The following is a 24,948-nucleotide window of genomic DNA, read 5'->3' on the forward strand; positions in this document are numbered from 1 at the left end:
GCCCCCGCTACGAACGAAATCCCCGCAACTACCTGGCATTTCTCGGACTCGCCGCAGCACTCTGCTGCTACAAGCGGTTCGTCCGCCTCACCACGTAGGACACGGTCTAACTGAGTCACAGTGGTCTGGAGATCCGGACGGGATCAGGATCGTGCTGGTGGAGATCCCCGCCGACCACCCGCTGCGCTACCGGCCGGGGATCTAGAGGAGCCGGGGCGGAGCCGGTTCAGGCCCGCAGCGCGCCCATCCGGCCCTCCAGGCGGCCCAGCAGCTCGGCGAGGAGACCCGCCAGTTCGCCCTGGCCCTCGGGCGCGAGGACGGACAGCACGGCGGTCTCGTAGGCGAGTTGCTCGGGCAGCAGGCCGTCGACGAGGTCGCGGCCCGCGTCGGTGAGGCGGAGGTGGGCGACCCTGCGGTCACGGGCGTCTCCGCGCCGCTCGACCAGGCCTCGCTCGGTGAGCTGCTTGAGGCGTTTGGTGACGGCGGCGCCGGAGGAGAAGGTCTCCTTGGCCAGCTCGCTCGGGGTCAGCTCGTGGCCGGTGCGGCGGAGCGCGCCGAGCAGATCGAACTCGGGGCGGCTGAGGCCGGCCCGGCGCAGCGGGGCGTCCTCGGCCTGCTGGAGCAGGGCGGCGCAGCGGTTGATCCGGCCGATGACCTCCATGGGCCCGGTGTCCAGCGCGGGATGGACGCTCCGCCACTGCCGGACGACGGCCGCGACCGTGTCGTCCCTGCCCGCACCCCTGTCCGCGTCCTCGCCCGTGCTGCTGCCCGCGTCGCTCCCGGACGTCGGTCGTCCGTTGGTCGCCGTCATGGCCGTACGTCCTCCGTTGTCCTCGCGCCGTCCCAGGAGTGCGCTCCCCGGCGTCGTACCGTCGCGGCGAGCGTACGGTGTCCGGACTGCTCGGCCTGCACGACCCGCTCCTGGGGCAGTGCGCGTTGCCACCACTCGCCGGACGCGGCGTCGGCCGTGGCGCGCAGGTCGGCCAGGGCGGCGGACAGGGTGCGCCGGGCGGCCTCCAGGGCGCGCGGGGCCGGCTGCGGCTCGGCGAGCAGGCGGGCGGCCTGTTCGCGGGCCCGCTCGACGGCGGTCAGGGCGTGTTCGATGCGGTCGCCGGCCCGGCGGTTGGTGACCACGACGGCGGCGGCGAAGCCGACGAGCGCGCCGACCAGGGTGTCCACGACCCGCTCGGTGACCAGCTGTCCGGCGTCCTGGGTGCGGGCGAACTCGGTGACGAGCAGGGCCATCGGGGTGACGCAGACGCTGCCGAGCCAGTAGTTGCGGCCGATCAGCGCCTCGGCGCCGAAGTTGAAGGCGAGGCAGCACAGCACCAGGGCGGCCGGGTGGAGATGGGCGAGCGGTACGACGGCGGCGAAGACGAGGACGCCCAGGAGGTTGCCGACGACGCGCTGGACGCCCCGGCTCCAGGTGAGGGTGACGTTGGCCTGGTAGAGGGAGGCGGCGGTGACCAGCGCCCAGTAGGGGCGGCCGACGCCGAGGGCGAGGGAGGCGTAGCCGGCGAGGGCGCAGCCGAGCGAGGTGCGGGCGGCGAGGGGGGCGAGCGGGCCGAGCCGGCGCCACAACGAGCGCTGCGGTACGGCGCATTCGGCGTCGACGCCGAGGAGTTCGTCGTCGGCCCCGGCCACTCGCGGGACGCGTCCGGTGCCGCGCAGGTCGCGGGCCCAGCCGCGGAGCAGCCGCGGGTCGGTGTCGGCGGGGGCGGCGAGGGCGACCTCGGCACGGACGACGAGGTGTTCGAGGGCGCGCCGGGTGCGGTCGGTGCGGGTGCCGGTGGCGAGCAGGGACTGCCAGGCGGCCTGTACGGCGGCGGCCGCGGCCGCGCGAGTCCGGTCGTGGCCGTCTGCGGTGCCGCGGGTGTCGGCGTAGGCGGCGGTGGCGTTCAGGGCATGGGCGGTGGCCCGGCGTTCGGGGCCGTGCGGGCGCAGCAGCCCGGGGGCCATGCCGACCAGCCAGGCCCAGGCGCCCGCCGCCAGGGCGAGGCCGATGTGGCCGGGGACCTGGCCGAGGGTCTGCGGGGCGAACAGGGAGGCGGAGCTGATGAAGGTGAGGACCACGTTGCCGGGCGGGCCGACGCGGGTGGCGTCGCAGAGGACCTTCTGCACGGCGGCCATCAGCGCGCCGACGGTGACCAGGACGACCGCGTCCGTGGTGAGCGAGGCGGCGACCAGGGCGAGGGCGAGGCCGCCGACCATGCCGAGAATCACCCGGGCCAGGGTGCGGGCGCGCGCGGGGTAGGGGCGGTTGTGGCCGTAGAGGGCGCACAGCGATCCGGCCATCGTGTACATCGCCAGGTCGAGACGGCCGAGGGCCAGCAGGGTCAGGTTGGGCGGGGCGACCGCGGCGACCACGCTGCAGGCGGGCTTGAACCAGATGTCGGAGGGCCGGCCGAGGCGCAGCACACCGGCGAGGGGCAGACGGCGGGTGGTCGTGGGGGTCGCGGTGCTCATACCCATCAATTTAGCACGTGTTTTACTCGTAAAACATTTTGGAACGACCCTGATCACAGACCGTGCTCCGGTGAATGCTCCCCGTGTACATCCTTGCGCTCGCGTGCGCGCCGTGCGGCCGGGGCATCGCATCCATCGACGCGACGTCGAGCGGGGAGGTGCGCCGTGCACGGACCGGCTTCGCCCGGCTGGCTGCTGGTCGCGCTGTGCGCGGCGACCGGGGCCTACTGCCTGCTGCGGATGCGCAGCAGTGTCGAGGAGCAGCGGCGCGCCGCGGGCGGCGAGGCGCTGATGGGGTTCGGCATGGCCGTCATGGCCGTGCCGGCGACGGTGTTCACCCCGCCGGGGTGGGCGTGGCCACTGTACGCGGCGGTGTTCGGCGCGGCCGCGCTGTGCGCCCTGTGGAGCGGCCGCAGCAGCCCGCACCACCTGCACCATCTGGTGGGGACGGCGGCGATGGTCTACATGGCGGTGGCGATGGCGGCCTCCCCCGGCGCCCACCATCACGGTGGCGCCGGAGTCCCGCTGGTGACGGGGCCGTTGCTGCTCTATTTCACCGGCTATGTGCTGCTGTCCGGCGCACGGCTCGTCCCGGTCGCGGTGGCCGCCGGTACGGGAACGGTCAGGTGGGGCGACCGGCCCGAACTGGCGCGGGCGTGCCGGCTGTCGATGGGGATCGGCATGGTGGCGATGCTGCTGGCGCTGTGAGGGAGTGACGGCACGCGCGGCGCAAACGTTGCCTGCGTCACTTTGGCGTAATGGCCTGTACCCGTGAACGGTCCCCCGCTCATAGGGTGCTGGCCATGATGGTCCCCGTGGCACTGTTGCTGCTAGGCGCCCTGACCGCCGTGGTCGGCCCCCGGCTGCTCGCCCGGGCCGACTGGACGGACCGGGAGCCGGTGGTCGCGCTGTGGGTGTGGCAGTGCGTGGTGGCGGCCGTCCTGCTGTGCTGCGCGCTGTCGATGACGCTGAGCGCGGCGGCGGCCTGGCAGGCGGTGCGCGGGCAGGTGTTCGCGACCGCCCCGAGCGGGGTGGTGGACGCCTACGCCCTCGGTACGAGCGGCCCGTGGGCGGCCGCGACCGCGGTGGCCCTCGCCGGCGCAGGGCTGTGGAGCGGGGCGATGCTGGTGCGGGAGATCGCGCGGGCCAGGGCCGGACGCAGCCGGCGGCGGGCCGAACTTCTGGTCCGCGCACCGCTGTTGCCCGGCGAGGAACCGGCCGACGGCCGACTCGTCGTACTGGAGGGCGACCGCCCGGAGGCCTGGTGGCTGCCGGGTGCGGCGCCCCAACTCGTCGTCACCACGGCCGCGTTGCGCCGGCTCAAGGGGCGTCGGCTGGACGCGGTCCTCGCCCATGAGCAGGGCCACGCGCAGGCCCGGCACGACTGGCTGCTGCACTGCTCGGCCGCGCTGGCGGGCGGGTTCCCGCAGATCCCGGTGTTCGCCGCGTTCCGCGCCGAGATGCACCGGCTGGTCGAACTGGCCGCCGACGACATGGCCTCCCGGCGCCACGGCCGCCTCACCACCGCGCTCGCCCTGGTCGAACTCAACGAGGACCGGGGCGTGTTCGGACCGGGACCGGCCCCGCACGCCCATGTCCCGCAGCGGGTGAACCGGTTGCTCACCGCCCCGGACCGCCTCCCCGCCCGGCACCGGCTGCGGCTGACCGCGACGGCCGCCCTGGTCCCGGTGATCCCGGTGCTGGTGGCGCTCATACCGAGCCTGCGCGCCCTCGGGTAAAGCCGTACCCGTCAGAGGAATTGCCGTGCGGGCAATGATTCGGCAAAGATCACGTCATGCGCCCCCCACCCAGCGACCGCCCTGCCCCGCTTCTCACGACCGCCGTTCTCGCCCTCGCGTCGGCGCTGCTGCTCGCCCTCGTCGCCGGCGAGTGGCCTCCCCTGGTCGCGGTGGACGAGGACATCGCCGGTGCCACCCACCGCTGGGCCGTGGCGGACCACGGCACCACGCAGGTGCTGCGCATACTGACGGACTGGGTCTGGGACCCGCTGACCATGCGCCTGCTGTGCGCGGCGGTCGCGGTGTGGCTGGTGTGGCGGCACTCGGCGTGGCGGACCGCCCTGTGGCTGACCCTGACCTGCGCGCTCGGAACGGTCGCCCAGCAGTCCCTCAAGGCCGCCGTCGGCCGCCCGCGCCCGGTGTGGCCCGACCCGGTCGACTCCGCCCACTACGCCGCGTTCCCCTCCGGGCACACCATGACGGCCACGGTGGTCTGCGGCCTGCTGCTGTGGTTGCTGCATCGCTGCGGCACCGGTCGCGCGATATGGCGTACCGCCCTGGTCGCGGCCGGACTCTCGGTCGTGGGCGTGGGCCTGACCCGGGTGTGGCTCGGCGTCCACTGGCCCTCGGACGTGCTCGGCGGCTGGCTGCTCGGGGCCCTGGTGGTGGCGCTGGCGGTGCTGGCGTACGAGTGGGAGCGTGACGCCCGCAGGCGCCACCACCCCTAGGCCCTGCCGTTTGGATCATCCCGGCGTCGAAAGGCGCAGCACCTCATAGCCAGGCTGATCCAAACAACAGGGCCTAGCCCGGCCACACCCGGCCGTCGGTAGAGTCCGGCACATGACTGCCGTGCTCTTCGACTTCTCCGGGACCCTCTTCCGTATCGAGTCCACCGAATCCTGGCTGCGGGCAGTGCTCGCCGAGGCCGAAGTACCGCTTGGCGAGGCCGAGTTGTCGGCAGCGGCGCGAGCGCTGGAGACGGCCGGGGCGCAGCCGGGCGGGGCCTTTCCGGCCGCGCTGCCCGAGGAGCTGTCGGGGGTGTGGGCGGTGCGGGACGAGAGCGCGGAGCTGCACCGTGCTGCGTACACCGGCCTGTCCCGGCGGGTGGCGCTGCCGGACCCGGCCCTGCACGACGCGCTGTACGAGCGGCACATGACCCCGCGGGCCTGGACGCCGTACCCGGACGCCGCCCCGGTGCTGCGCACGCTGCGCGAGCACGGGATCGGGGTCGGTGTGGTCAGCAACATCGGCTGGGACCTTCGCCCGGTCTTCCGCGAGCACGGGCTCGACACGTATGTGGACGCGTACGTCCTGTCGTACGAGCACGGTGTCCAGAAGCCGGATCCGCGGCTCTTCACGGTCGCGCTCGAGGCGCTCGGGGCCGAGCCACGGGAGACGGTGATGGTCGGGGACAGCAGGCCCGCCGACGGCGGGGCGGCGGCGCTCGGCTGCCGGGTGCACTTCGTGGACCATCTGCCGGTGGCCGAACGGCCGGACGCGCTGCTGCCGGTCCTGGACCTGGTGGGCGCGGCCCGCCGACCGGCCACGCCCACCCAGATCTGACCTGTCGCGCCGTCCGCCCGAGACGCTCCCCCGTGTCGCCCCGGACGGACGGCAGCCCTGAACAGGCCCCGCGCAGGGCGGTGCCCACTGCGTCGATTATAGTTGGCTGGCAGCCAGTCAACGCAGGAGTTCCAGCATGTCCCCGCGCAGCCCCTCGGTCAATGAAGAATTGCGCAGACGTTCCCGTGAGCGGCTGCTACAGGCCGCGGTGGAGCTGGTCGACGAGCACGGCTTCGAAGCGACCACGCTGGGTGCCATCGCGGACCGGGCGGGGTCGGCGCGCGGCCTGGTGTCGTACTACTTCCCCGGCAAGCGCCAGCTGGTGCAGTCCGCCGTGCACCGGCTGATGCACCGCACGCTGGAGGAGGCGCTGGAGCACGAGCCGCACACCGAGGACGGGCGGGAGCGGCTGGCCCGGGCCATCGACGCGATCCTGGGGCTCGCGCACGACCGGCCGGTGCTGATGCGCCAGCACATGGCGGGCCTGCTCCAGGGCGAGGGCTTCGTGCAGTGCCCCGAACAGCGCCGGCTGTCGGAGCTGCTGGGGGACACCGTCGCCCGGTACGGCTCGGACCACGTCGAGGTCGACTACCCCATGCTGCGGGCGGTGCTGATGGGAGCGGTGTACGCGGCACTGGTGCCCGGCGTACCGATGCCGATCCCGGCGCTGCGGGCGGAGCTGTTCGAGCGCTACGGGCTCGACCGGGAACTGGGCCTGCCGCCGGAGTCCGCGCCGGCGGCCGGGCGGCAGGACCTGTCCCGGTTCTTCGCGACCGGGGACCGGACCGAACCGGGTTAGTCAGCGGCGGGCGTGACGCGGCGTCAGGAAGCCCGCGTCACGCGCCTGGGCGATGAGCCGGAGCGACCACCGGCGGCTGTGCCCGGTCGCGCACATCACCGCGAGGACCGGGTCGAGGCCCCCCTCCTGCGCGGCCCGGTACTCCCTGGCGACCAGCCACCTCCCCTCGATGCCCCGCGGCCAGGCGGGCCGGGCGTGCCGCGCACCGCCGGGCTCACCGCCCCCGTCCGGCGCCTCGGGCTCCTCGTCCGCGTACGACTCCATCCCGCAGGCCCGGCACAGCGGCTCCTCGATCCAGTCGGCGAGCACCGTCAGATCGGCCAGGGAGAGCGCGGGCCACGCCTTGACGTCCTCGATGGAGACCTGCCCCGCGGCCACCACGGCGAGCGCGTCGACCCGCGCGCCGTCCTCGAAGGCCAGCCGGACCTGGAACCACGAGGTGGCTCCCGCGTGCTCCTGCACCTCCCAGGCGGGCGTCACGGACACCGTGCCGTCCTCCGCGCGCCGATCGGAAAGATTAAGAAACGATGCTTCTAGCACATACGCAACGTAACCTCATGATCACACTCCAGGTTCACGGACACGCGTCCGCGTCACCCCAGCGGCCCCTGTCGAGGCGGCCGGGCCGGTGAGATGCTGGAATCACCAGCCCCTCGGGCAAGGAGTCCCCCTGTGTTGCGTGTCGCCGTCGTCGGCTCCGGGCCGAGCGGGTGCTACACCGCCCAGAACCTCGTCCAGCTCGATCCCACGGTGCTCGTGGACGTACTGGACCGGTTGCCGTGCCCGTACGGACTGGTGCGGTACGGCGTCGCCCCCGACCACGAGAAGATCAAGTCACTGCAGGGGAATCTGCGTACCGTCCTTGAGCACGAGCGGGTGCGGTTCCTCGGCGGGGTCCGGATCGGGGGCACGGGCGGGCTGCCGGTGGAGCGGCTGCGGGAGCTGTACCACGCGGTGGTGTACTGCGTGGGCGCCGCCACCGACCGGCGGCTCGGGGTTCCCGGCGAGGAGCTGCCGGGCAGCTGGTCGGCGACCGAGTTCGTGTCCTGGTACAGCGCTCATCCGGACGCGATCGACGCCGGGTTCGTGCGGGACGCCCGGTCGGCGGTGGTCATCGGGGTCGGCAACGTCGCGGTGGACGTGGCCCGGATGCTGGCCCGGGGAGTCGCGGAGCTGAGCCCCACCGACATGCCGCAGGAGGCGCTGACCGCGCTGGCGGCGAGCCGGATAAGAGACGTCCACGTGGTGGGCCGGCGCGGCCCGTCCCAGGCCCGCTTCACCACCAAGGAGCTGCGCGAGCTCGGCGGTCTGCCAGGCACCGAAGTCCTGTTGGATCCGGACGAGTTGGCGCTCGACCCGGCCTTCGCCGATCCCTCCGCGCTGCCCGCCGCCCAGCGCCGCAACGTGGAGGTGCTGCGCAGCTGGGGCGGTGCCGGCGCCCGGGGTGCGGAGCGCAGCATCTGGCTGCGTTTCTTCCTGCGCCCGGTCGAACTCCTCGCCGACGGCGGGCGGGTGGGCGCGGTGCTCTTCGAGCGCACGGAACTCGACGCACGCGGCAGGGTGCGGGGCACCGGGCAGTACGAGACCGTCGAGGCGCAGTTGGTGCTGCGTTCGGTGGGCTATCGCGGAGTGCCGCTGGACGGGCTGCCGTTCGACGAGGAGACCGGGACCGTGCCCCACGAGGCCGGCCGTGTCCTGCGCGGCTGTTTCAGCACACCCGGCGACTACGTGGCCGGCTGGATCAAGCGCGGCCCGACCGGCGTCATCGGCACCAACCGGCCCGACGCCAAGGAGACGGTGACCTCCCTTCTGGAGGACGCGCCCGCGCTGCTGCGCAAGGAGGTGCCGGAGGACCCGGTCGCCGCGCTGCGCTCGGCGGGCATCGAGCCGGTCCCGTGGACGGGGTGGCAGGCGATCGAGCAGGCCGAGGCGGCGCTCGGCGCCCGGCTCGGCCGGAGCGTGGTCAAGCTGGCCGACTGGAACTCCCTGCTGACGGCGGCGCGGTCGGGGTCGTAGCGGAGTCACGCGCGATCAGGTGGGCATGACACGTATCGGCAACGAGTCGGAAATCAACAAACTGTTCAAGCCGCTTACCGTCTCGTGCTGTCCGGATGTCGTCCCCGCTCTGGAGTCCTCATGGCCACCACCAGCGCCTCCGTCCATCCCGTCGACGAGGTCCCGCCCGTACGGCAGTTGACCGCCTTCGGCCTCCAGCACGTGCTCGCGATGTACGCGGGCGCGGTCGCCGTTCCGCTGATCGTGGGCGGCGCGATGAAGCTGTCGCCCGCCGACCTGGCGTATCTGATCACCGCCGACCTGCTGGTGTGCGGCATCGCGACGCTCATCCAGTGCGTCGGCTTCTGGCGCTTCGGCGTCCGGCTGCCGATCATGCAGGGCTGCACCTTCGCGGCGGTCTCGCCGATGGTCCTCATCGGTACGACGGGCGGCGGACTCCCCGCGATCTACGGCTCGGTGATCGTGGCGGGTCTGGCGATCATGCTGCTCGCGCCCGTCTTCGGGAGGCTGCTGCGCTTCTTCCCGCCGCTGGTCACCGGCACGGTGATCCTGATCATCGGTGTCTCGCTGCTGCCGGTCGCCGGCAACTGGGCGGCGGGCGGCGCCGGTGCGAAGGACTTCGGGGAGCCGAAGAACCTGGCGCTGGCGGCCTTCGTGCTCGCGGTGGTGCTCGGCGTGCAGCGGTTCGCGCCCGCCTACCTCGCCCGGATCGCGGTCCTGGTCGGCATCGCGGTGGGCCTGGCGGTGGCGGTGCCCTTCGGGTTCACGGACTTCAGCGGGGTCGGGGACGCGGACTGGCTCGGCATCAGCACGCCGTTCCACTTCGGAACGCCGACGTTCAAGGCCTCGGCGATCATCTCGATGCTGGTGGTGGCTCTGGTCACGATGACCGAGACGACGGGTGACCTGATCGCGGTCGGCGAGCTGACCGGCCGCAGGGTCGAGCCGCGCTCCCTCGCCGACGGTCTGCGCGCCGACGGCCTCTCGACCGTCCTCGGCGGTGTCTTCAACACCTTCCCGTACACGGCGTTCGCGCAGAACGTGGGCCTGGTCGGGATGACCCGGGTGCGCAGCCGCTGGGTGGTCGCGGCGGCGGGCGGCATCCTGGTGCTGCTCGGTCTGCTGCCCAAGCTGGGCGCGGTGGTCGCGGCGATTCCGGCCCCGGTGCTGGGCGGCGCGGGCCTGGTGATGTTCGGCACGGTCGCGGCGAGTGGCCTGCGGACCCTGGCGGCCGTCGACTTCCAGGGCAACAACAACCTGACGGTGGTGGCCGTGTCGGTGGCGGTCGGCATGCTGCCGGTGGGCGTGCCGACGGTCTACGAGAAGTTCCCGGACTGGTTCCAGACGGTGATGAACAGCGGCATCAGCGCGGGCTGCCTGACGGCGATCGTCCTGAACCTGCTCTTCAACCACCTGCCCGCAAGGGCGGATTCGGCCCCGGGGGCGGTGCCCAGCGGAGCCGAATCCGCCTAGGCGCTCCGCTGGAGGTGCCGCGATTTGCCGTCTGCGGCGCCGTCGTGGCTGGTCGCGCCCACGCGGCGGAGCCGCATATGGATACAGCCCCGCGCCCCTACGGGGCGCTGCCGAACCGTCGCTGTCAGACGGTCGCTGCGGACAGGTGCTCGTGGACCGCCCGCCAGTCCTCGTCGCCGGCACGGTGGAAGACGATGGTCTCGCGCTCGTGGAGAACTTCCTCTCCGGCCGTGGTGGAGACACGGGTGGTCACCGAGTGGGTGAAGACGGCCGTGTCGCCGAAGAGCTGGAGGCGGCGGTCGTTCGAGTCGCAGGACAGGACGCGGAAGGCGTCCTCCTCGCTCCACTTCTGCCACAGGGCGCGGTACTCCTGGGTGGAGTCCAGGCCCCGGTCGGCGGTGTGGAAGACGAACGTGGCGTCGGCGGCGAAGGCGTCGAAGTAGTCGTCGGTGCGGCCCTCGGCGAAGGCGGTGATGAGGGCGTCCGCCGCGGCGAGGACGGTGTCGTGGTCGTTGCTCAAGGCTTCGGCTCCGAGATCCGGGCCACGGCACGGACGGGTGCGCCGTCCGCGCCGGGCAGGTGCAGGGGGAAGAGGCTGACGTGGACGTCCTGGCCGGTGTGCTGGGCGTCCAGAACCTCGGCGAGGTTCGTGAGGTTCTCGGCGATGACGGCGTCGGCGCCGCACAGGATGCGGTGCGCGGGAAGGGTCTCGCCGGGGGTGGGGTCGACACTCAGCGCGTCGATGCCGACGGTGTACACGCCGCGGGCGACGAGGAGGGCGGCCGCCGCTTCCGTCAGATAGGGGTGGTCGTGGTAGGCGTCGGTGCCCCAGTGCGCGGACCAGCCGGTGGCGATCAGCACGATCCGGCCGGCCGGGACCCGGGCGAGCAGGTCCGCCCCGATGGCCGCCCGGGGCGGAAGGCCCCGGGCGTCGACGACGTGCGCGGGACCGTCGAAACGGTCCAGCGGCAGCTGGTCAAGGGCGGGCAGGCCGTCCTCGATGTGGGACGGGGCGTCCACGTGCGTGCCGGACTGTGAACCCATGTGCACCTGAAGGACGTTGACACCGTCCCGGGCCGCGGTGGGCGCGGGCCGGATGTCCACCTCCGGGTCGCCGGGGTAGACCGGCATGCCGGTGCGCAGCGGCACGGACAGGTCGATCAGGCGCATCCCGCTCACACCTCCGCCGGCTCGGGGACCGCGACGGGAGCGCCGTCGGCGGCGGTGATCGGCGGCACCGGGGAGTCGACGGCGCGCACCAGCCGCGGGCCGTCGGGGCCGAAGACGGCACGGGGCTCGGGGAAGAACCACAGCAGCGCGAGGTAGCTGACCGCGGCCAGGCCCAGTCCGACCGGCAGGGAGATGTCCACGCCGCCCGCGAGGTCGCCCAGGGCACCGACGAACTGGCCGGGGAGGTTGACGAACTGGACCGCGAGCAGGGCCGAGGCCAGCCAGGCGCTCATGCCGCGCCAGTTCCAGCCGTGCGTGAACCAGTAACGCCCGCCCCGCTGACGGCGGTTGAAGACCTGGAGCGAGTCGGGGTCGTACCAGCCGCGGCGGGTGAGGAAGCCCAGAGTCATGATGACCATCCAGGGCGCGGTGCAGACGATGATCAGCGTCGCGAAGGTGGAGATCGACTGGGTCAGGTTGGCGGCGAACCGGCCGACGAAGATGAAGCCGATCGACAGGACGCCGATGAACACGGTGGCCTGCACCCGGCTGAACCTGGGGAAGACGCTGGCGAAGTCGAGGCCGGTGCCGTAGAGCGAGGTGGTGCCCGTGGACATGCCGCCGATCAGCGCGAGCAGGCAGACCGGCAGGAAGAACCAGGAGGGCGAGATCGCCAGCAGGCCGCCGACGTAGTCCGGGGCGTTCGGGTCGAGGAAGTTCCCCGCCTTCGCGGCGATGATCGAGGCGGTCGCCAGGCCGAAGAAGAACGGCAGGATCGTCGCGATCTGGGAGAGGAAGGCCGCGCCCATGACCCGGCGGCGCGGGGTGTCGGCGGGGATGTAGCGGGCCCAGTCGCCGAGGAAGGCCCCGAACGAGACCGGGTTGGAGAGCACGATCAGCGCGGAGCCGATGAACGCCGGCCAGAAGCCGGGGGTGCTCAGCGAGTGGAAGCTGCCCTGGTAGCCGGCGTCGAAGTCGCCGCCGAACGCGAAGAGACCGAGGACGAAGAGCAGGGAGGCGGCGGCCACCGCGATCTTGTTCACGAAGAGCATGAAGCGGAAGCCGTAGATGCACACCGTCAGCACCAGCGCGGCGAACAGCCCGTAGGCGAGCGCGTACACGCCGTTGTTGGTCGGCAGATGGAACATCCGGTGCGCGCCGCCGACGAGGGCGTCGCCGGAGGACCACACGGAGATGGAGAAGAAGGCGACCGCGGTCAGCAGGGAGAGGAAGGAGCCGACGACCCGGCCGTGCACGCCCAGGTGGGCGGAGGAGGACACCGAGTTGTTGGTGCCGTTCAGCGGGCCGAACACGGCCAGCGGCGCGAGGATCAGCGCGCCGACGGCGAGTCCGAGGCCGGTGGCCGCCAGGCCCTGCCAGAAGGAGAGCCCGAACAGGATCGGGAAGGCGCCCAGGACACAGGTGGCGAAGGTGTTCGCGCCGCCGAAGGCGACCCGGAACAGGTCCAGCGGCCGGGCGGTGCGGTCGGCGTCCGGGATGCGCTCGACGCCGTAGGTCTCGATCTCGGTCAGCGACGGGGCGTCGTGCTGCTCCGCTTGGGGGCTGGTGGTCATGTCTGCTCCTCGCGAGGGCCGGCGGAGTCCAGGGTGAACAGGCTGATCAGGTCGTAGGCGACGTGCGACGCGGCGACGGAGGTGATGTCGGCGTGGTCGTAGGCGGGGGCGACCTCGACGACGTCGCCGCCGACGAGGTTGAGCCCGGCCAGGCCGCGCAGGATCTCCAGCAGCTCGCGCGAGGTCATGCCGCCGGCCTCCGGGGTACCGGTGCCGGGGGCGTGCGCCGGGTCCAGGACGTCGATGTCGACGGAGACGTACAGCGGCCGGTCGCCGATGCGCTGCCGCAGCGCGTCCACCGTCTCGTCGACGCCGCGGCGCAGCACGTCGGAGGAGGTGACGATGCCGAAGCCGAGCCGGCGGTCCTCCTCCAGGTCCCGCTTGCCGTACAGGGGGCCGCGGGTGCCGACATGGCTGAGCGCCTCGGTGTCGACGATGCCCTCCTCCACTGCGCGGCGGAACGGGGTGCCGTGGGTGTACTCGGCGCCGAAGTAGGTGTCCCAGGTGTCGAGATGGGCGTCGAAGTGGAGGACGGCGACCGGTCCGTGCCGCTTGGCGACCGCGCGCAGCAGCGGCAGCGCGATGGTGTGGTCGCCGCCGATGGTGACCAGCTTCGTGCCGTCGGACTGGAGGCGGGAGGCCTCGTGCTCGACGGTCTCGATCGCCTCGTTGATGTCGAAGGGGTTCACCGGGATGTCCCCCGCGTCGGCCACCTGCACCGTCGCGAACGGCGACACGTCCAGTGCCGGGTGGTACGGGCGCAGCAGCCGGGACGCCTCGCGGACCGCGGCCGGGGCGAAACGGGCGCCGGGGCGGTAGGAGACACCGGTGTCGAAGGGGACGCCGACGACGGCGATGTCCGCGCGGGGCACCTCGTCCAGCCGCGGCAGCCGGGCGAAGGTCGCCGGTCCCGCATAGCGGGGGACACGGGAGGAGTCCACGGGTCCACGGGGCTCGGTCGTCATCGGGCACCTTCCTGTCGAGCCTGGGCGTGCACCGCCGGGGAGGGCGGACCCTGGACCGGAGCACATGGTTCCGGTATCGGGGGATGCCTCAGTCTGCGAAGAGGCGGCCCTTACGGTCAATTGTTGACGACACGAAGAACTACAGTTGTCTTGTGTCCGACCACAAAGCCACACCGCGTTCCGTCCTCACCGTCGGCGACCTGCTGTCCTTCCCGGCGCTGCAGATACGCCTGCTCGCGGGCGGCGGCGGACTGGGCCGTACGGTCTCCTGGGCGCACGTCAGCGAACTGGAGGACCCCACCCCCTGGCTCCAGGGCTCGGAGGTGATCATGACCGTCGGCCTCGCCGTGCCCCGCGGCGGCGAGGCGCAGCGGCGCTATCTGGAGCGGCTCGACGACGCGGGCGTCGCGGCGCTGGTGCTCAGCACCCAGCTGCGGACCCCGCCGCTGCGGCAGGCGTTCCTCACCGCGGCCGAGGAGCGCGGTTTCCCGGTCCTCGAGGTGCCGCTCACGGTTCCCTTCGTCACCATCGCGCAGGAGGTCGCGGCCGCGGTCAGCGAGAAGTCCGCCGAACGGCTCGGCGCCCAGCTCCAGGTCTTCGGCGCGCTGCGCTGGATGGCCGAGGAGAACCTGGACATCCCCGCGCTCTTCGACCGCCTGGAGCAGCTCAGCGGCTACCGCATCTTCCTGTGCACCCCCCACGGACGCCCGCTGCTGCCCGGCGTCGCGGCGCCCGAGGACCTCTCGGTGCTCCCGGCGGACCCGGACGCCCCGCCGACCGTGCCCGGCGGCTTCGTGCTCCCCGTCCTCGGCCCGGGCGGCGCGGCCGGCTACCTGGTCGCGCTGGAACAGGCCGGCGCCCGCCCGGCCGGGCTGGCCGTCGTCCAGCACCTGGCCACCGTCGCCGCCCTCCGGCTCGCGATGGTGCGCCAGGAGCGCGAAGTGCTGCGGCGCGAGGGCGCGGAGACCCTCGCCGAGATGCTCCAGGACACCCTCGACCCGGCCGGCGCCCAGCGCCGGCTGGCCCACCACGGCCTGGACACCCAGCGGCCCGTCGTCCTCGCGGTGCTCCGGCGCGCCCAGGACGAGCAGCTGGACGGCGCGCTGTCCGACCACCCTCATCTGACCCTGCGCCGCGGCGAGGACCGGCTGGTACTGGCCGAACCGGGCTTCACCGAGGCCCTGGCCGGCCTGCCGGGCGCGGTGTGCGGGGTGAGCCGTCCCTTCGCCGTCGGCGAGCCCCTGCGGGTCGCCCGGCAGGAGGCGGAATGGGCGGCCGGACGCGCGGAGGAGGCCGGCAAGCCGCTCCTCCACTACGGCGAGGACGCCACCGGGCGCTGGCTGCCCGAGGACCGACGGCTGCTGTCCGCACTGGTCGAGCAGGTCCTCGGCGAGGCCCTGCGCTACGACGCGGCACACGGGTCGCAGTTGCTGCTCTCCGTCCGCACCTGGATGGAACGCGACCGCCGCACCGAGGACGCCGCCGCGGCCCTCCACATCCACCCCAACACCCTCGCCTACCGGCTGCGCCGTTTCGGCGAGGTGACCGGCCGGGACCTGTCGACGACCGCCGCCTTCACCGAGGTCTGGTTCGCCGTGCGCGCGGCCACCGAACTCGGTGTGGCGGTCGCGGGGCCGTAGCCCCGGAGCTCCCGGCCGTGGGCGGCCCGTGTCACAGAGGTCCGCCGCGACACGTCCCCGCCGACCGGTCGCGGACGCAACGGTCGCGAGCCTGCCCGACGTACAGTCGATCACGCTCTGCACCGGACACGGAAGGGACGGCTCAGTGTCGGAGAACCCACAGCACCCTCATCCCGGACACGACGCGGACGGGTCCGGGACCGGCGGTGCGGACGGCCCGAGCTGGACCCGGGCGGTGAAGGTGCTCCAGGAGGCCGCACCCATCACCGTCCCCGAGGGCGCCTCGGCGATGACCATCCACGTCGGGTGGGAGCCCGGCGACCCCGGAACCCCGCCGCACCGTCACTCCGGCCCGGCGTTCGGCTACGTCCTCCAGGGCGCGGTCCGCTTCGAACTCGAGGGCGAGCCCGAGCACATCGTGGAGGCCGGCGGCACGTTCTGGGAGCCTGGCGGTGACGTCATCCACTACCAGGACGGCAACGCCCTCTCCGACGCCAGGACCGAGTTCGTGGTCACCATGATGTGCGCGCCGGGCAAGCCCATGCTCGAACTGGTCGAGGATGACGAGCTCAGGTCGCGTGCCCACCTGCGCGCCCCGCGGCCTGTCGGCTGACCTGTCCCTGCCGAGTACCCGAGCCGGTGCCGTGACCGACCGGCCGGTGCTTCTCCGGGCAGGCGGGTGCGTCGGCGCCCTGGACGCACCGCGCCGGGTGATGTCCGGGATCCTGTCGCGCGGTTCAGGCCTGCTACGAGGTGCGGAACAGCGCCGCGGGCACCGCCGCCGCCAGCGCCCCGTACCCGGTCGGGTTGAGGTGCAGCCAGTCCCCCACCTGGAGGTCGGCCCGCAGCCGGCTCGGATCGGCCGGATCCCGTACCACCCGGTCGAAATCGATCACCGCGTCGAAGTGCCCCTGCCCCCGGATCCACGCGTTGACGCGCTGCCGGGCCGCCTCCCGCGCCCCGGCCCCGTCGTCGTAGGCGTTGCCGCCGAAGGGCAGCAGGGTGGCGCCGTAGACGCGGATGCCCTGGGCGTGGGCGCGGACGACGATCTGCCGGTAGGCGGCGATCAGGTCGTCGGCGACGGCCTGCTGGGCCTGCGGGGTGGCGGCGGCGGTCCCGATGTCGTTGACGCCCTCGAAGACGATCAGCCAGGAGACACCGCTGCGGGAGAGAACGTCGCGGTCGAGCCGGGCCAGGACATTGGGGCCGAGGCCGTCGGCGAGGACACGGTTGCCGCCGGCCGCCTGGTTGAGCACGGCGATGCCCGAGGTGCCGGCCCGGGACTGCAGACGGTCGAAGAACTGGTCGGGCCAGCGGTCGTTGCCGTTGGTCGTGGACCCCCGGCCGTCGGTGAGGGAGTCGCCGAGGACGGCCACGGCCCGGGTCGCGGCGGGCGCCAGGACCTCGACGTCGCTCAGCAGGTACCAGTGGTCGACCGCGGTGGCGCCCGCCAGATCCGGGTCCTTGGTGTGGTCGCCGACGACGAGGTACGACGTGGTGCGCGACCCCGGGTGCGAGGTGAGCGCCAGATCGGGCTGGCCCTGCGCGGTGTACGCCGTGACCGTGAGATTGGACCCCGCGGTCAGCTCGAAGTCCACGGGATCGGAGACGACCTGGGCCCCGACGGGTACGACGGTCGCCGCGCGCCCGGAGAACGTGACCCGGTGCAGGCTGCCGGGAACGATCGCGCCGGCCCCCGCCTTTCCGCCCGCCGGAAGCGCCACGGTCACCGAGGTGAGCGGGAGCGCGGTGTCGCCGTAGGCGTTGGAGAAGCGCAACCGGAGCCGGTGGGCGCCGACGGTCACCCGCACGGTCTGGCGCAGGGTGGTGTCGGCCAGGACCGACTTCTCCCCCGTGTAGGGCGCGGGCGGCAGATTGCCGGGCTCGGTGGGCTGGGGCATCCCGGTCCAGGTGTTCACCCAGTGGCTGCTCTGGCGGGTGGCCGAGACGACCTGGCCGGGACCGCGGACCAGCGCGGTGACGGCCGTGGCGGTCACCACCAGGGCCAGGGCGAGGACACAGGTGCTGAGGAGCGCCGCGAGCGGCGCTCTGCTGGGCTGCGGCTTCACGGGGACCTTCCTGGCGAGGGGCGGCGGCAGAGCCGTCGTCAACTGACCGTGCAGGGCGTGCCGTTGAGCGTGTACGCGGTGGGGGCCACGCTGTCGCCGGTGCGGGTGGCCCGGTAGCCGATGTTCGGGGGGCGTTGAGGGTGCGGCCGGGTGCGGGTCCCGGTGCGGAGCCGGGGGTGGGCCCGAAGGTGGAGCCGGGCGCGGGACCGGGTGTGGAGCCGGGTGTGGGACCAGGTGTGGGACCGGGTGTGGGGGCGCACGTCGTTGTCCCTTTCTGATCGCGGCTCGGTGCGGCGTCGTGCGGGGAACTCCCGGCATGGTGGCATGGCCACGACCATCCATGGAAGCGCTCCCACACCACTTTGCGAGATGACGGGGCGACCGGAACGGATGCTGCGCGAAGCGTTGACTAGAAAGCGCTTACATCCTACGTTCCGTTCAGCACCCTGACCGACAGCCCTCGACGGGCCCACGTTTGTCCGGGTGTCCACACGTGGCGTTCCGCATGATGGACACCTCTCATCCACTTGCACGACCGACGGAACGCTGCCACAGGACCCCCCACTCGAGAGAAGGCATACGGGACATGACTTCACGAGCACGGAGCAGTGTGCGCGCACTGCTGGGCGGGATGGCCGCCCTGGGACTCTCATTTGGCATGATCATGACCGCCGGAACCTCGGCGGACGCCGCCACCTGGCCGACCGCGAGCGGCAGCCAGGCCGTCACCGCGACGATCAAGCTGTCGGGCACCAAGGACTACGGGATGCTGCGCCTGTACGGCAGCGGCGACCTGGGCACCGGCGGACAGAGCGAGGACCAGGACCCGATCCTCGATCTGGCGGCCGGCACCGTCCTGAAGAACGTCATCATCGGCGCGCCCGCCGCGGACGGCATCCACTGCGAGGGCAGTTGCACCCTGCAGAACGTGTGGTGGGAGGACGTGGGCGAGGACGCGGCGACCTTCCGCGGCTCCTCGTCGTCCAACGTGTACACCGTCTCCGGCGGCGGTGCGAAGGAAGCCAGCGACAAGGTGTTCCAGTTCAACGGCGCCGGGACGCTGAACGTGTCCAACTTCGCGGTGCAGAACTTCGGCAAGCTGGTCCGCTCGTGCGGCAACTGCTCCACGCAGTACAAGCGCACCATCAACCTGAACAGCATCGAGGCGACGTACAAGGGCAGCGCGCTGGTCGGCATCAACACCAACTACGGCGACAGCGCGACGCTGAAGAACATCACGATCGTCGGGGACAGCGGCAAGAAGATCGTGCCCTGCCAGAAGTACATCGGCAACAACACGGGCGCGGAGCCACCGACGAACGGGAGCGGGCCGGACGGGACGTACTGCAAGTACGCGAGCTCGGACATCACCTACAAGTGAGCCGGTCCTGTGGGGCCGCCGCCTCCCGCCGGGCGACGGCGGCCCCACCGACTCCCTCGGCACGTACGACGCCCTGCAGACGGCGGACCAGGGGCGCCTCCGCCAACTCCAGCGGACGTGCGTGCCGTTCTCGAAACCTGTCGACGCGCAGTGCACGGAGTACGTCCGCATCCGCATGCCCCTGCCGGTCCAGGCTCAGGCCGGTTCTCGCCGCGGGCGGCGGGAGCTTGGCAACGGAGCTGACTTGGCAGTGCCGTTCACCGGGATCGCGACGATCACTCGATCCCGAGCGGCCCGATGCCCAGATCCTCACGCATGAGGCGACGCATCTGTGCCATGGCCGAGCGCCGCACTCCTATGAGGCGTGCCTCCTCGGCGGAGCCCACTGCCACGCCCCGAGCGTAGGCGTCGCGTATCGCGCGCAGACCATGAAAAGCCTCGTTCCCCGCCGCTACCACCTGTGGCAGGCCTACGAGCCAAAGGCGTTCGCTTGCCGTATAGAGGCCGGAGCCGCGGACGGCCTCCCGCACGGCCGCATCACGCACCGAATCGGACATGTGATCGCCCAGGGCGACGGCACGCATCTCTTCGCCTGCCGCTTTGAGGGCGGACGCGAACTCCGTGTATGCCTCACGCCGTACTTCCAACGCCTGCCTGAACTCCTCACGCCGCCACCGATTGCGATCGGCAATCAGAGTGGCCGTGATGCCGATCACGGCACCGGTCAGTGTGGAGAGAAGCGACATCCAGTCCATGTGCGGCAGCTTGTCTCAATCAGTGCACTGGCACCAGGGGCTTTCGCCGCAGAGGCAGGCATCGGAGCCGCCGGCGAGACCGTCTCGGTCGGTATCAGGGACGCCCGCTTTGGGCCGGTCTATCCGGCGAGCGCGAGGGTATGCAGGCGGGCTGTGCCAAGCATGGCTAGATGCGGTTGTGCTCCTCCTTCCAGGCCGGGGGTTCGGTCTGGCCGGGTTCGTGGAGGTGCGGGATCACCAGGCTGGTGCCGTGGTAGCCGCCGGCGGCGATCACCGTAGTGTTGCCGACGGCTGCCTTCGCTCCGCACAACTCCCATTCCGTGTAGTCGGCGGTCCGACAGCCGCGAGGCGTTCCTGAAAGTCGCCTGCCGCCTCATCATCCACCGACAGATTCGCTCGCTGTGCGGCAGTCCACAGGACACGGGGAACGCGTGACGGCTCATGCGGACACCGCCCAAGTCCCCATATCCATAGGGCCACCGCCGGTCTTGCGCGGAGCGGGCACCGGCATGGCGGCTTCTTCGCATACTGAGGGGCATGGCCATCTATGACACGCTCGGCGCGACGTACGGCCGCACCCGGCAGCCGGATCCGCGGATCGCCGCGCAGATTCACGCCGCGCTCGGCAACGCCGCGGATGTGGTCAACGTAGGAGCGGGCACCGGCTCCTACGAGCCACCGCACACGGCACTCGCCGTCGAGCCCAGCACGATCATGCTCGCCCAGCGCCCACCCCGGTCCGCGCCCGCCGTGCGTGCCGCCGCCGAACAACTTCCGCTGTGTGACAACGCCGCCGACGCCGTCATGGCACTGCTGACCGTCCATCACTGGAGTGACCTTGCGGCCGGCATTGCCGAACTCCGACGGGTCGCGCGCCACCGCATCGTCATCCTGACCTGGGACCAGCGGATCTTCCGCGAGCAGTTCTGGCTCGTGCGCGAATACCTCCCCGAGGCCGCCGCCTTCGACGACAGCCGCGCCATCCCGATCGACCGGCTGGTCACTCTGCTCGGCGGGGCACATCAGGAGCCCGTCCATGTCCCGCACGACTGCACGGACGGGTTCGGCGCAGCATACTGGCGCCGCCCCCACGCCTACCTCGACCCACAGGTACGTGCCGGAATCTCCATGCTCGCCCAGACCGGAGAAGACGTCCTCGCTCCCGGCCTGGCAAGGCTCGCCGACGACCTCGCGACTGGCCGTTGGCACCACCGTCACGCCGACTTGGCCGCACTCGACACCGTCGACGTCGGCTATCGACTACTGGTGTCAGACTCCTGACCTGTGTCAGGAGGCCTGAGACGGCTTTCACACCGGTCCGGTCCGCTACGTCTCGCCTATCGGGCAACGCGGAAGTGTCGACCACTGGCGACTCGATGTATCACAGTTGATCCTTTCGGACATGCACGTAAGTCCGCTCGCCGTACGCATCCGTGATGTCGACAATGATGCCCACCCAGTCCTCGGCAGGTTCCTCGGGCACCTCGGCTGCCCGGTACTCGGCCAGCATCAGCAGTTCCTCGGTCACCCGGACTCCTGTAAGGCGCTCAGTCAGTGCGAACACCGCCGCCTTGCGATCTACATGAGAAGCGTCTTCGTCCGTGAGGCCCAGGCCGACCTCCCGCATCACGCCATTGAGCTCGTCCGGGGTGCTGCCGCTTCTGACCGTGGGCCATTCGAAACTGGTGCGCAACTCCCCGTTCTCGTACCAGTGGAAGAAGTCCATCGGCTTCCCTCCATTACTCGAATGAGAGACAGCACGGCTCCCGGCTGAAAGGGTTCCCATGAAGCCAGGCGACCCCAAATCCCCACCGAGGGCCAGGGCGAGGGTCCAATCCCCTTCCTCACTCGGGACGGTGCACACTCCCGCGAGGACACAGTCGTCCCAGTCATCGGATTCGTCGATGAGCGCCTGGTGTTGCTCGATCAGTTCGTTGAGCCCTTCACACACGCCCCTCGGCTCGGCTCCCGCCAAGGTGAGCAGCTCCGCAGGGGAGACTCCCCGCACCAGAGTCAGGGTGTACCCGATCTCCAGCGGATAGCGGAACGGTGACGAGGAGGAGCGTATCCAGCCGTAGTCGGCCGCAGTGGCTGTGGTCACGCAGTGCATGTTGCCAGCCGCCACTGACACGAGGTGGCGCTACTCCGGGTCGCTGCGCCGGCATCCTGCCGTTGTCCTACAGCGGCAGTGACTTGGCCCTTGGCACCGTGAGACGTCTTTCGCGCCGCCCACGTCGATCTCGCCCCCACGATTGGATGTTCCGGGTCCTCGAATCGAGGCGAGCAAACCTCCCAACCTGAGGCTTGTGGCAGGGGGATGGCGATGCCCTTGGCGTGGCCTTGTCCCCGCCGCGCCGCAACGGGGGGGGCAGGCGCCAGAAGGGTGCGGGCCGAAGCGGCCCCCAGGCGACCGTGGCCGCCGCTGCGGGCAGGACGACCTTGATGGTGATCATCTGGAACTCCTTGCGGCGCCCATGGGTGATGGCCGCGCCGGTCATCAGAGCCGCGAGTCCAGTTGCAACCATCGGGACCAGGATCTCCGCGACACCGACGAGTGGCGGGGGGATCAGCCCGAGAGCGGTGAGGACTCAGTCCGGAGGCAGCCGGCTGCTGCGGCGGGCGGCTGACCTTGATCTACACGTCACTCCCTTCGGTAACTTCAAGGTTGTAGCAAATGTGGCGGCCGGTCACTTCAAGCTAAGAGCAAATAGCACGCCCGAATACTCCAAGCTTGGAGTACGCTGGGGGCATGGAAGAGGAACGGGAGACCACTGATCCGCGCTGGCTCGATGCCGACCAGCAGCAGCAGTGGTACGCATTCGCCTATGTACTGACCCAGCTGCCGGCCGCACTGGAGGCGCGGATGCAGCGGGACGCGGGCATCGCGCAGTTCGACTACGTGGTGATGTCCTCGCTGTCGATGGCGCCGGAGCGCACCCTGCGGATGAGCGATCTGGCCCAGTACGCCGGAAGCACGCTCTCCCGGCTGTCCAACGTGGTGATCCGGCTGGAGAAGCGCGGCTGGATGCGGCGGCACCCCGACCCCGCGGACGGTCGCGCCACCCTGGCCACCCTCACCGACGACGGCATGGACAAGGTTGTCGCCGCAGCCCCCGGCCACGTCGATGCGGTGCGTCAGCTGATCTTCGACCCGCTGACCAAAGCGCAGCAGCGTCAGCTCGGTGCCATCTCCCAGCGCATGCTCGCCGCCCTCCAGGCACCGTGGCCCGCCGACTGGCCCGGCACCACCCCGCCGGCCGACCGGGACTGACCCCCGCATACCCCGCGCAGGTACCCGGACGACCGACCCGGCACCCTGCTCTTCACCACCGGCGGCGGCGCGATCGACCCGTACCCGATGCTCGCCACGGTCAACATCGCCCAGGCAGGCCAGCGCAACTTCGCGATCAACCTGCACTACACCCTCGCCGACGATGGCATCTACGCGGCCAACGTGGCCATCAACCTCATGATCGGCACCGAAGCCCCCGAAGGCGTCCCCCACCGCGCGCCCGACGAGATCGCCCTCGACTACTGGACCCTGCACACCAGCCGCGACCAGGCCGAGCACTTCATCGGCGCCTGACCTCAGCACACCGACTACGGGCGGCCCACAGGCGCGATGCCACCGGTCGACGGCCGCCCGTCTTCTCCCTCTTCTCTCCCGGAGCATCATGAAGACCATCCTCATCGCCGGCGGCAACAGCGGCATCGGCCTCCAGGCCGCCCGCGACCTCCTGGTCCACGGCCACCGGCTCGTCCTGCTGGGCCGTGACCCGCGCAAGGGCGAGGCCGCCCTCGCCTCCTTCGGCACCGCCGCCGACCGGGCCTCATTCCTCGCCGCAGACCTGTCCACCCACGGCGGTGTCCGCGACGCCGCCCAACGCGTCCTCGCCCAGCACGACCACATCGACGCCCTCGTCCACACCACCGGCGTGTTCACCTTCGAGGAGAGCCGTACGGCCGACGGGCTCCACCCGTTCTTCGCGGTCAACTACCTCAGCCGCTACCACCTCACCCAGCTCCTCCTGCCGGCCCTGCGCCAGGCCGGACGGCCGGTCGTACTGATGATGACCGCCGCGATCCCACCGGCCGACGAGACCGACTTCGCCCGGTTCCCCGAGTTCGCCCCCTTCACCTTCAGCCGCGACCGCAAGCCGATCCAGCTCGCCAACCACCACTACGCCGCCCACCTCACCCACGCTGAACCCGGCCTCGCCGCCGGCGTCGTCAACGCGGGCTCCGCAAAGACCGACATCATGCGCATCGCCCCCTGGTACATGCGGGCCGGCATGAAGATCCTCGGACCGCTCGTCCTCGACTCCGTCGACACCTCCGCCCACAACGCCGTCGAAGCCGTCCAGCACGACGACTGGCACACCCCTTACTACTGGGGCAAGCCGGGCCGCTTCGAACAGCGCACCCCGATCGCCCTGGACGCCGCGACCACCCAGCACCTCATGGACGCCTCCCGCAGTCTCACCGGCGCCTGACGCAGTCGCCGCCGCAGAGCCCGGTCGAATGGGGGACCGAGTGCGACGGCTTCGTAAGTCGCGCGGTGCCACGGGCCCACGGCGAGGTCCTGGACGGGCGGCTCAAGGGGAGCGCCGCCGGAGCGCAGGACCATTCCGCTGACGCAGAGGTGACGCCCCCGTAACGGCGCTCCTGCGAACGTAGCCGTCGCCGGCTGGGCGCGGTTACCTCGCCGGGCTCGGGCGACAGCGGTCACCGAAGGTCTGGGGGAAGCATGATGGCATTCAGGGACAGGGCGTTGCTCGCGTTGAGCGATCCCGCCGCTCTGGGTGCGTTGTTGTCGCCCACCGATGCCTCGGGCGAGCAGCGGATCCGCACCATGCTGGCCGCGACCTATGACCTGTCGGCCGCCCGGGTCGACACGGTCGGCTCCGCGCGGGTACGCGAGGTCGCCCTGCAGCGGCCGCTGTTCCTCACCGGGCGGCAGGACGGGGCGTGGTCGCAGCTCGTGCCCTCCTACACCCGCACCGAGGTGAGCCTGACCGTGCCCGCCCCGGCCGAGCCGGTCTGGACCGACCTGCTCGCCGGGATCGACGTCACGGTGGTCACGGAGGTGGACCCGGCCGGCGCGGAGGCGGTGCTGTCCCGGGGTTTCGACGACTTCACGTCGTTCGACGAGTTCAGGGCGCGGTTCGCCTTCTTCGATCTCGACGCGTTTCTCGCCGAGCACGACATCAGCACGGTGGAGGAGCTGGGGGACGCGTCCGACTACGTGGTGACCGAGGTACGCCTGCGCACGCCCGCCGCCTTCGACCCCGACGACCCGGCCAACACCCACCTGCTGCCGGTCACTCTCGCCGCCGTG

General features: G+C 71.7%; 26 protein-coding genes and 3 pseudogenes. 17 read left to right on the forward strand and 12 right to left on the reverse strand.

Going from position 1 to position 24,948, the window contains the following annotated elements:
- Together KVT45_RS52210 and KVT45_RS57350 are read left to right on the forward strand one after the other, a co-directional pair.
- Positions 1-98 (forward strand): annotated as a pseudogene (locus KVT45_RS52210) (IS5/IS1182 family transposase); the annotation flags it as partial.
- A gap of 32 nt (positions 99-130) precedes the next feature.
- Positions 131-205 (forward strand): annotated as a pseudogene (locus KVT45_RS57350) (VOC family protein); the annotation flags it as partial.
- 21 nt (positions 206-226) lie between these two features.
- Here KVT45_RS57350 and KVT45_RS52215 read toward each other — a convergent pair.
- Both KVT45_RS52215 and KVT45_RS52220 read right to left on the reverse strand, forming a co-directional pair.
- Positions 227-811: a MarR family winged helix-turn-helix transcriptional regulator gene (locus tag KVT45_RS52215; RefSeq protein ID WP_217561679.1), complete on the reverse strand. Its 585-nt coding sequence runs from the start codon at positions 809-811 to the stop codon at positions 227-229.
- A complete protein-coding gene (locus tag KVT45_RS52220; protein ID WP_217561681.1) occupies positions 808-2,466 on the reverse strand; it encodes an FUSC family protein in 1,659 nt (552 codons plus the stop codon). Before KVT45_RS52220 ends, KVT45_RS52215 begins: the two co-directional genes overlap by 4 nt.
- A gap of 165 nt (positions 2,467-2,631) precedes the next feature.
- Here KVT45_RS52220 and KVT45_RS52225 point away from each other — a divergent pair, with 165 nt between their 5' ends.
- From KVT45_RS52225 to KVT45_RS52245, 5 genes are all read left to right on the forward strand, one after another.
- The gene (locus KVT45_RS52225; protein ID WP_217561683.1) at positions 2,632-3,174 is read left to right on the forward strand and encodes a DUF5134 domain-containing protein; all 543 of its coding nucleotides are present in this window, start codon (positions 2,632-2,634) and stop codon (positions 3,172-3,174) included.
- A 95-nt stretch (positions 3,175-3,269) separates the two neighbouring features.
- The gene (locus KVT45_RS52230; protein ID WP_217561685.1) at positions 3,270-4,205 is read left to right on the forward strand and encodes a M56 family metallopeptidase; all 936 of its coding nucleotides are present in this window, start codon (positions 3,270-3,272) and stop codon (positions 4,203-4,205) included.
- Positions 4,206-4,261: 56 nt separating this feature from the next.
- Positions 4,262-4,933 carry a phosphatase PAP2 family protein gene (locus KVT45_RS52235; RefSeq protein WP_217561687.1) on the forward strand — a complete coding sequence of 224 codons (672 nt, stop codon included), beginning with the start codon at positions 4,262-4,264 and terminating at the stop codon, positions 4,931-4,933.
- Between the two features lie 112 nt (positions 4,934-5,045).
- Positions 5,046-5,768, forward strand: a complete 723-nt coding sequence (locus tag KVT45_RS52240; RefSeq protein ID WP_217561689.1) for an HAD family hydrolase — start codon at positions 5,046-5,048, stop codon at positions 5,766-5,768.
- Positions 5,769-5,904: 136 nt separating this feature from the next.
- Positions 5,905-6,567, forward strand: a complete 663-nt coding sequence (locus KVT45_RS52245) for a TetR/AcrR family transcriptional regulator (RefSeq protein WP_217561691.1) — start codon at positions 5,905-5,907, stop codon at positions 6,565-6,567.
- Here KVT45_RS52245 and KVT45_RS52250 read toward each other — a convergent pair whose 3' ends face one another.
- Complete coding sequence (locus KVT45_RS52250; RefSeq protein ID WP_217561693.1) at positions 6,568-7,053, reverse strand: DUF6214 family protein; 486 nt, start codon at positions 7,051-7,053, stop codon at positions 6,568-6,570. It lies immediately after the preceding gene.
- Positions 7,054-7,239: 186 nt separating this feature from the next.
- Between KVT45_RS52250 and KVT45_RS52255 the strand changes: the two genes are divergently transcribed.
- Positions 7,240-8,583: an FAD-dependent oxidoreductase gene (locus tag KVT45_RS52255; RefSeq protein ID WP_217561695.1), complete on the forward strand. Its 1,344-nt coding sequence runs from the start codon at positions 7,240-7,242 to the stop codon at positions 8,581-8,583.
- 120 nt (positions 8,584-8,703) lie between these two features.
- Entirely contained in the window at positions 8,704-10,056 is a 1,353-nt protein-coding gene (locus KVT45_RS52260; RefSeq protein WP_217561697.1) for a nucleobase:cation symporter-2 family protein, read from the forward strand.
- Positions 10,057-10,180: 124 nt separating this feature from the next.
- Here KVT45_RS52260 and KVT45_RS52265 read toward each other — a convergent pair whose 3' ends face one another.
- From KVT45_RS52265 to speB, 4 genes are read right to left on the reverse strand one after another with little or no spacing between them, the layout of a single operon-like run.
- Positions 10,181-10,576 (reverse strand): nuclear transport factor 2 family protein, encoded by a 396-nt coding sequence (locus tag KVT45_RS52265; protein WP_217561699.1) that lies wholly within the window; start codon positions 10,574-10,576, stop codon positions 10,181-10,183.
- Complete coding sequence (locus KVT45_RS52270) at positions 10,573-11,226, reverse strand: cyclase family protein (RefSeq protein ID WP_217561701.1); 654 nt, start codon at positions 11,224-11,226, stop codon at positions 10,573-10,575. The genes KVT45_RS52265 and KVT45_RS52270 overlap by 4 nt, the downstream gene beginning before the upstream one ends.
- 5 nt (positions 11,227-11,231) lie before the next feature.
- Positions 11,232-12,800: a cytosine permease gene (locus tag KVT45_RS52275; protein ID WP_217561703.1), complete on the reverse strand. Its 1,569-nt coding sequence runs from the start codon at positions 12,798-12,800 to the stop codon at positions 11,232-11,234.
- Complete coding sequence (gene speB, locus KVT45_RS52280) at positions 12,797-13,765, reverse strand: agmatinase (protein ID WP_217561705.1); 969 nt, start codon at positions 13,763-13,765, stop codon at positions 12,797-12,799. The genes KVT45_RS52275 and speB overlap by 4 nt, the downstream gene beginning before the upstream one ends.
- Before the next feature lie 152 nt (positions 13,766-13,917).
- On the opposite strand from speB, the gene KVT45_RS52285 reads away from it, so the two are divergent.
- Both KVT45_RS52285 and KVT45_RS52290 read left to right on the forward strand, forming a co-directional pair.
- Positions 13,918-15,405 (forward strand): PucR family transcriptional regulator, encoded by a 1,488-nt coding sequence (locus KVT45_RS52285; protein ID WP_308311145.1) that lies wholly within the window; start codon positions 13,918-13,920, stop codon positions 15,403-15,405.
- Positions 15,406-15,550: 145 nt separating this feature from the next.
- Positions 15,551-16,018 (forward strand): cupin domain-containing protein, encoded by a 468-nt coding sequence (locus KVT45_RS52290; protein ID WP_217561709.1) that lies wholly within the window; start codon positions 15,551-15,553, stop codon positions 16,016-16,018.
- Positions 16,019-16,151: 133 nt separating this feature from the next.
- Here the strand turns inward: KVT45_RS52290 and KVT45_RS52295 are convergent, their stop codons facing one another.
- Both KVT45_RS52295 and KVT45_RS52300 read right to left on the reverse strand, forming a co-directional pair.
- Positions 16,152-17,474, reverse strand: coding sequence for an SGNH/GDSL hydrolase family protein (locus tag KVT45_RS52295; RefSeq protein ID WP_217561711.1), 1,323 nt, complete (start codon positions 17,472-17,474; stop codon positions 16,152-16,154).
- 38 nt (positions 17,475-17,512) lie between these two features.
- Positions 17,513-17,734, reverse strand: a complete 222-nt coding sequence (locus tag KVT45_RS52300; RefSeq protein WP_217561713.1) for a hypothetical protein — start codon at positions 17,732-17,734, stop codon at positions 17,513-17,515.
- Between the two features lie 326 nt (positions 17,735-18,060).
- Here KVT45_RS52300 and KVT45_RS52305 point away from each other — a divergent pair, with 326 nt between their 5' ends.
- Positions 18,061-18,855 carry a pectate lyase gene (locus tag KVT45_RS52305; protein WP_217561715.1) on the forward strand — a complete coding sequence of 265 codons (795 nt, stop codon included), beginning with the start codon at positions 18,061-18,063 and terminating at the stop codon, positions 18,853-18,855.
- A gap of 275 nt (positions 18,856-19,130) precedes the next feature.
- On the opposite strand, the gene KVT45_RS52310 is transcribed toward KVT45_RS52305, so the two are convergent.
- Together KVT45_RS52310 and KVT45_RS52315 are read right to left on the reverse strand one after the other, a co-directional pair.
- Entirely contained in the window at positions 19,131-19,610 is a 480-nt protein-coding gene (locus tag KVT45_RS52310) for a hypothetical protein (protein WP_254648634.1), read from the reverse strand.
- 119 nt (positions 19,611-19,729) lie between these two features.
- A pseudogene (locus KVT45_RS52315) lies at positions 19,730-19,926 on the reverse strand (IS5/IS1182 family transposase); the annotation flags it as partial.
- 221 nt (positions 19,927-20,147) lie between these two features.
- Here KVT45_RS52315 and KVT45_RS52320 point away from each other — a divergent pair.
- Positions 20,148-20,891 carry a class I SAM-dependent methyltransferase gene (locus KVT45_RS52320; RefSeq protein WP_217561717.1) on the forward strand — a complete coding sequence of 248 codons (744 nt, stop codon included), beginning with the start codon at positions 20,148-20,150 and terminating at the stop codon, positions 20,889-20,891.
- Positions 20,892-20,991: 100 nt separating this feature from the next.
- Here KVT45_RS52320 and KVT45_RS52325 read toward each other — a convergent pair whose 3' ends face one another.
- Entirely contained in the window at positions 20,992-21,720 is a 729-nt protein-coding gene (locus KVT45_RS52325; RefSeq protein WP_254648638.1) for a DUF6461 domain-containing protein, read from the reverse strand.
- Between the two features lie 639 nt (positions 21,721-22,359).
- Between KVT45_RS52325 and KVT45_RS52335 the strand changes: the two genes are divergently transcribed.
- The 4 genes from KVT45_RS52335 to KVT45_RS52350 form a co-directional block, all read left to right on the forward strand.
- A complete protein-coding gene (locus KVT45_RS52335) occupies positions 22,360-22,881 on the forward strand; it encodes a MarR family winged helix-turn-helix transcriptional regulator (protein ID WP_217561721.1) in 522 nt (173 codons plus the stop codon).
- A gap of 87 nt (positions 22,882-22,968) precedes the next feature.
- Complete coding sequence (locus tag KVT45_RS52340; protein ID WP_217561723.1) at positions 22,969-23,196, forward strand: hypothetical protein; 228 nt, start codon at positions 22,969-22,971, stop codon at positions 23,194-23,196.
- An 88-nt stretch (positions 23,197-23,284) separates the two neighbouring features.
- Positions 23,285-24,103, forward strand: coding sequence for an SDR family NAD(P)-dependent oxidoreductase (locus tag KVT45_RS52345; RefSeq protein WP_217561725.1), 819 nt, complete (start codon positions 23,285-23,287; stop codon positions 24,101-24,103).
- Between the two features lie 254 nt (positions 24,104-24,357).
- Positions 24,358-24,948 (forward strand): hypothetical protein (locus tag KVT45_RS52350; protein ID WP_217561727.1); only part of this gene is annotated, 591 nt, incomplete at its 3' end.

This window comes from Streptomyces sp. GbtcB6, from assembly GCF_019091475.1.
GTDB lineage: Bacteria > Actinomycetota > Actinomycetes > Streptomycetales > Streptomycetaceae > Streptomyces > Streptomyces hyaluromycini.

Coding starts and splice junctions, on each gene's coding strand:
- KVT45_RS52320 (WP_217561717.1), top strand. CDS start 20,148: ATGGCCATCTATGACACGCTCGGCGCGACGTACGGCCGCACCCGGCAG.
- KVT45_RS52325 (WP_254648638.1), bottom strand. CDS start 21,720: ATGCACTGCGTGACCACAGCCACTGCGGCCGACTACGGCTGGATACGC.
- KVT45_RS52340 (WP_217561723.1), top strand. CDS start 22,969: ATGCTCGCCACGGTCAACATCGCCCAGGCAGGCCAGCGCAACTTCGCG.
- KVT45_RS52215 (WP_217561679.1), bottom strand. CDS start 811: ATGACGGCGACCAACGGACGACCGACGTCCGGGAGCGACGCGGGCAGC.
- KVT45_RS52260 (WP_217561697.1), top strand. CDS start 8,704: ATGGCCACCACCAGCGCCTCCGTCCATCCCGTCGACGAGGTCCCGCCC.
- KVT45_RS52345 (WP_217561725.1), top strand. CDS start 23,285: ATGAAGACCATCCTCATCGCCGGCGGCAACAGCGGCATCGGCCTCCAG.
- KVT45_RS52310 (WP_254648634.1), bottom strand. CDS start 19,610: ATGGACTGGATGTCGCTTCTCTCCACACTGACCGGTGCCGTGATCGGC.
- speB (WP_217561705.1), bottom strand. CDS start 13,765: ATGACGACCGAGCCCCGTGGACCCGTGGACTCCTCCCGTGTCCCCCGC.
- KVT45_RS52220 (WP_217561681.1), bottom strand. CDS start 2,466: ATGAGCACCGCGACCCCCACGACCACCCGCCGTCTGCCCCTCGCCGGT.
- KVT45_RS52275 (WP_217561703.1), bottom strand. CDS start 12,800: ATGACCACCAGCCCCCAAGCGGAGCAGCACGACGCCCCGTCGCTGACC.
- KVT45_RS52245 (WP_217561691.1), top strand. CDS start 5,905: ATGTCCCCGCGCAGCCCCTCGGTCAATGAAGAATTGCGCAGACGTTCC.
- KVT45_RS52240 (WP_217561689.1), top strand. CDS start 5,046: ATGACTGCCGTGCTCTTCGACTTCTCCGGGACCCTCTTCCGTATCGAG.
- KVT45_RS52305 (WP_217561715.1), top strand. CDS start 18,061: ATGACTTCACGAGCACGGAGCAGTGTGCGCGCACTGCTGGGCGGGATG.
- KVT45_RS52230 (WP_217561685.1), top strand. CDS start 3,270: ATGATGGTCCCCGTGGCACTGTTGCTGCTAGGCGCCCTGACCGCCGTG.
- KVT45_RS52335 (WP_217561721.1), top strand. CDS start 22,360: ATGGAAGAGGAACGGGAGACCACTGATCCGCGCTGGCTCGATGCCGAC.
- KVT45_RS52270 (WP_217561701.1), bottom strand. CDS start 11,226: ATGCGCCTGATCGACCTGTCCGTGCCGCTGCGCACCGGCATGCCGGTC.
- KVT45_RS52235 (WP_217561687.1), top strand. CDS start 4,262: ATGCGCCCCCCACCCAGCGACCGCCCTGCCCCGCTTCTCACGACCGCC.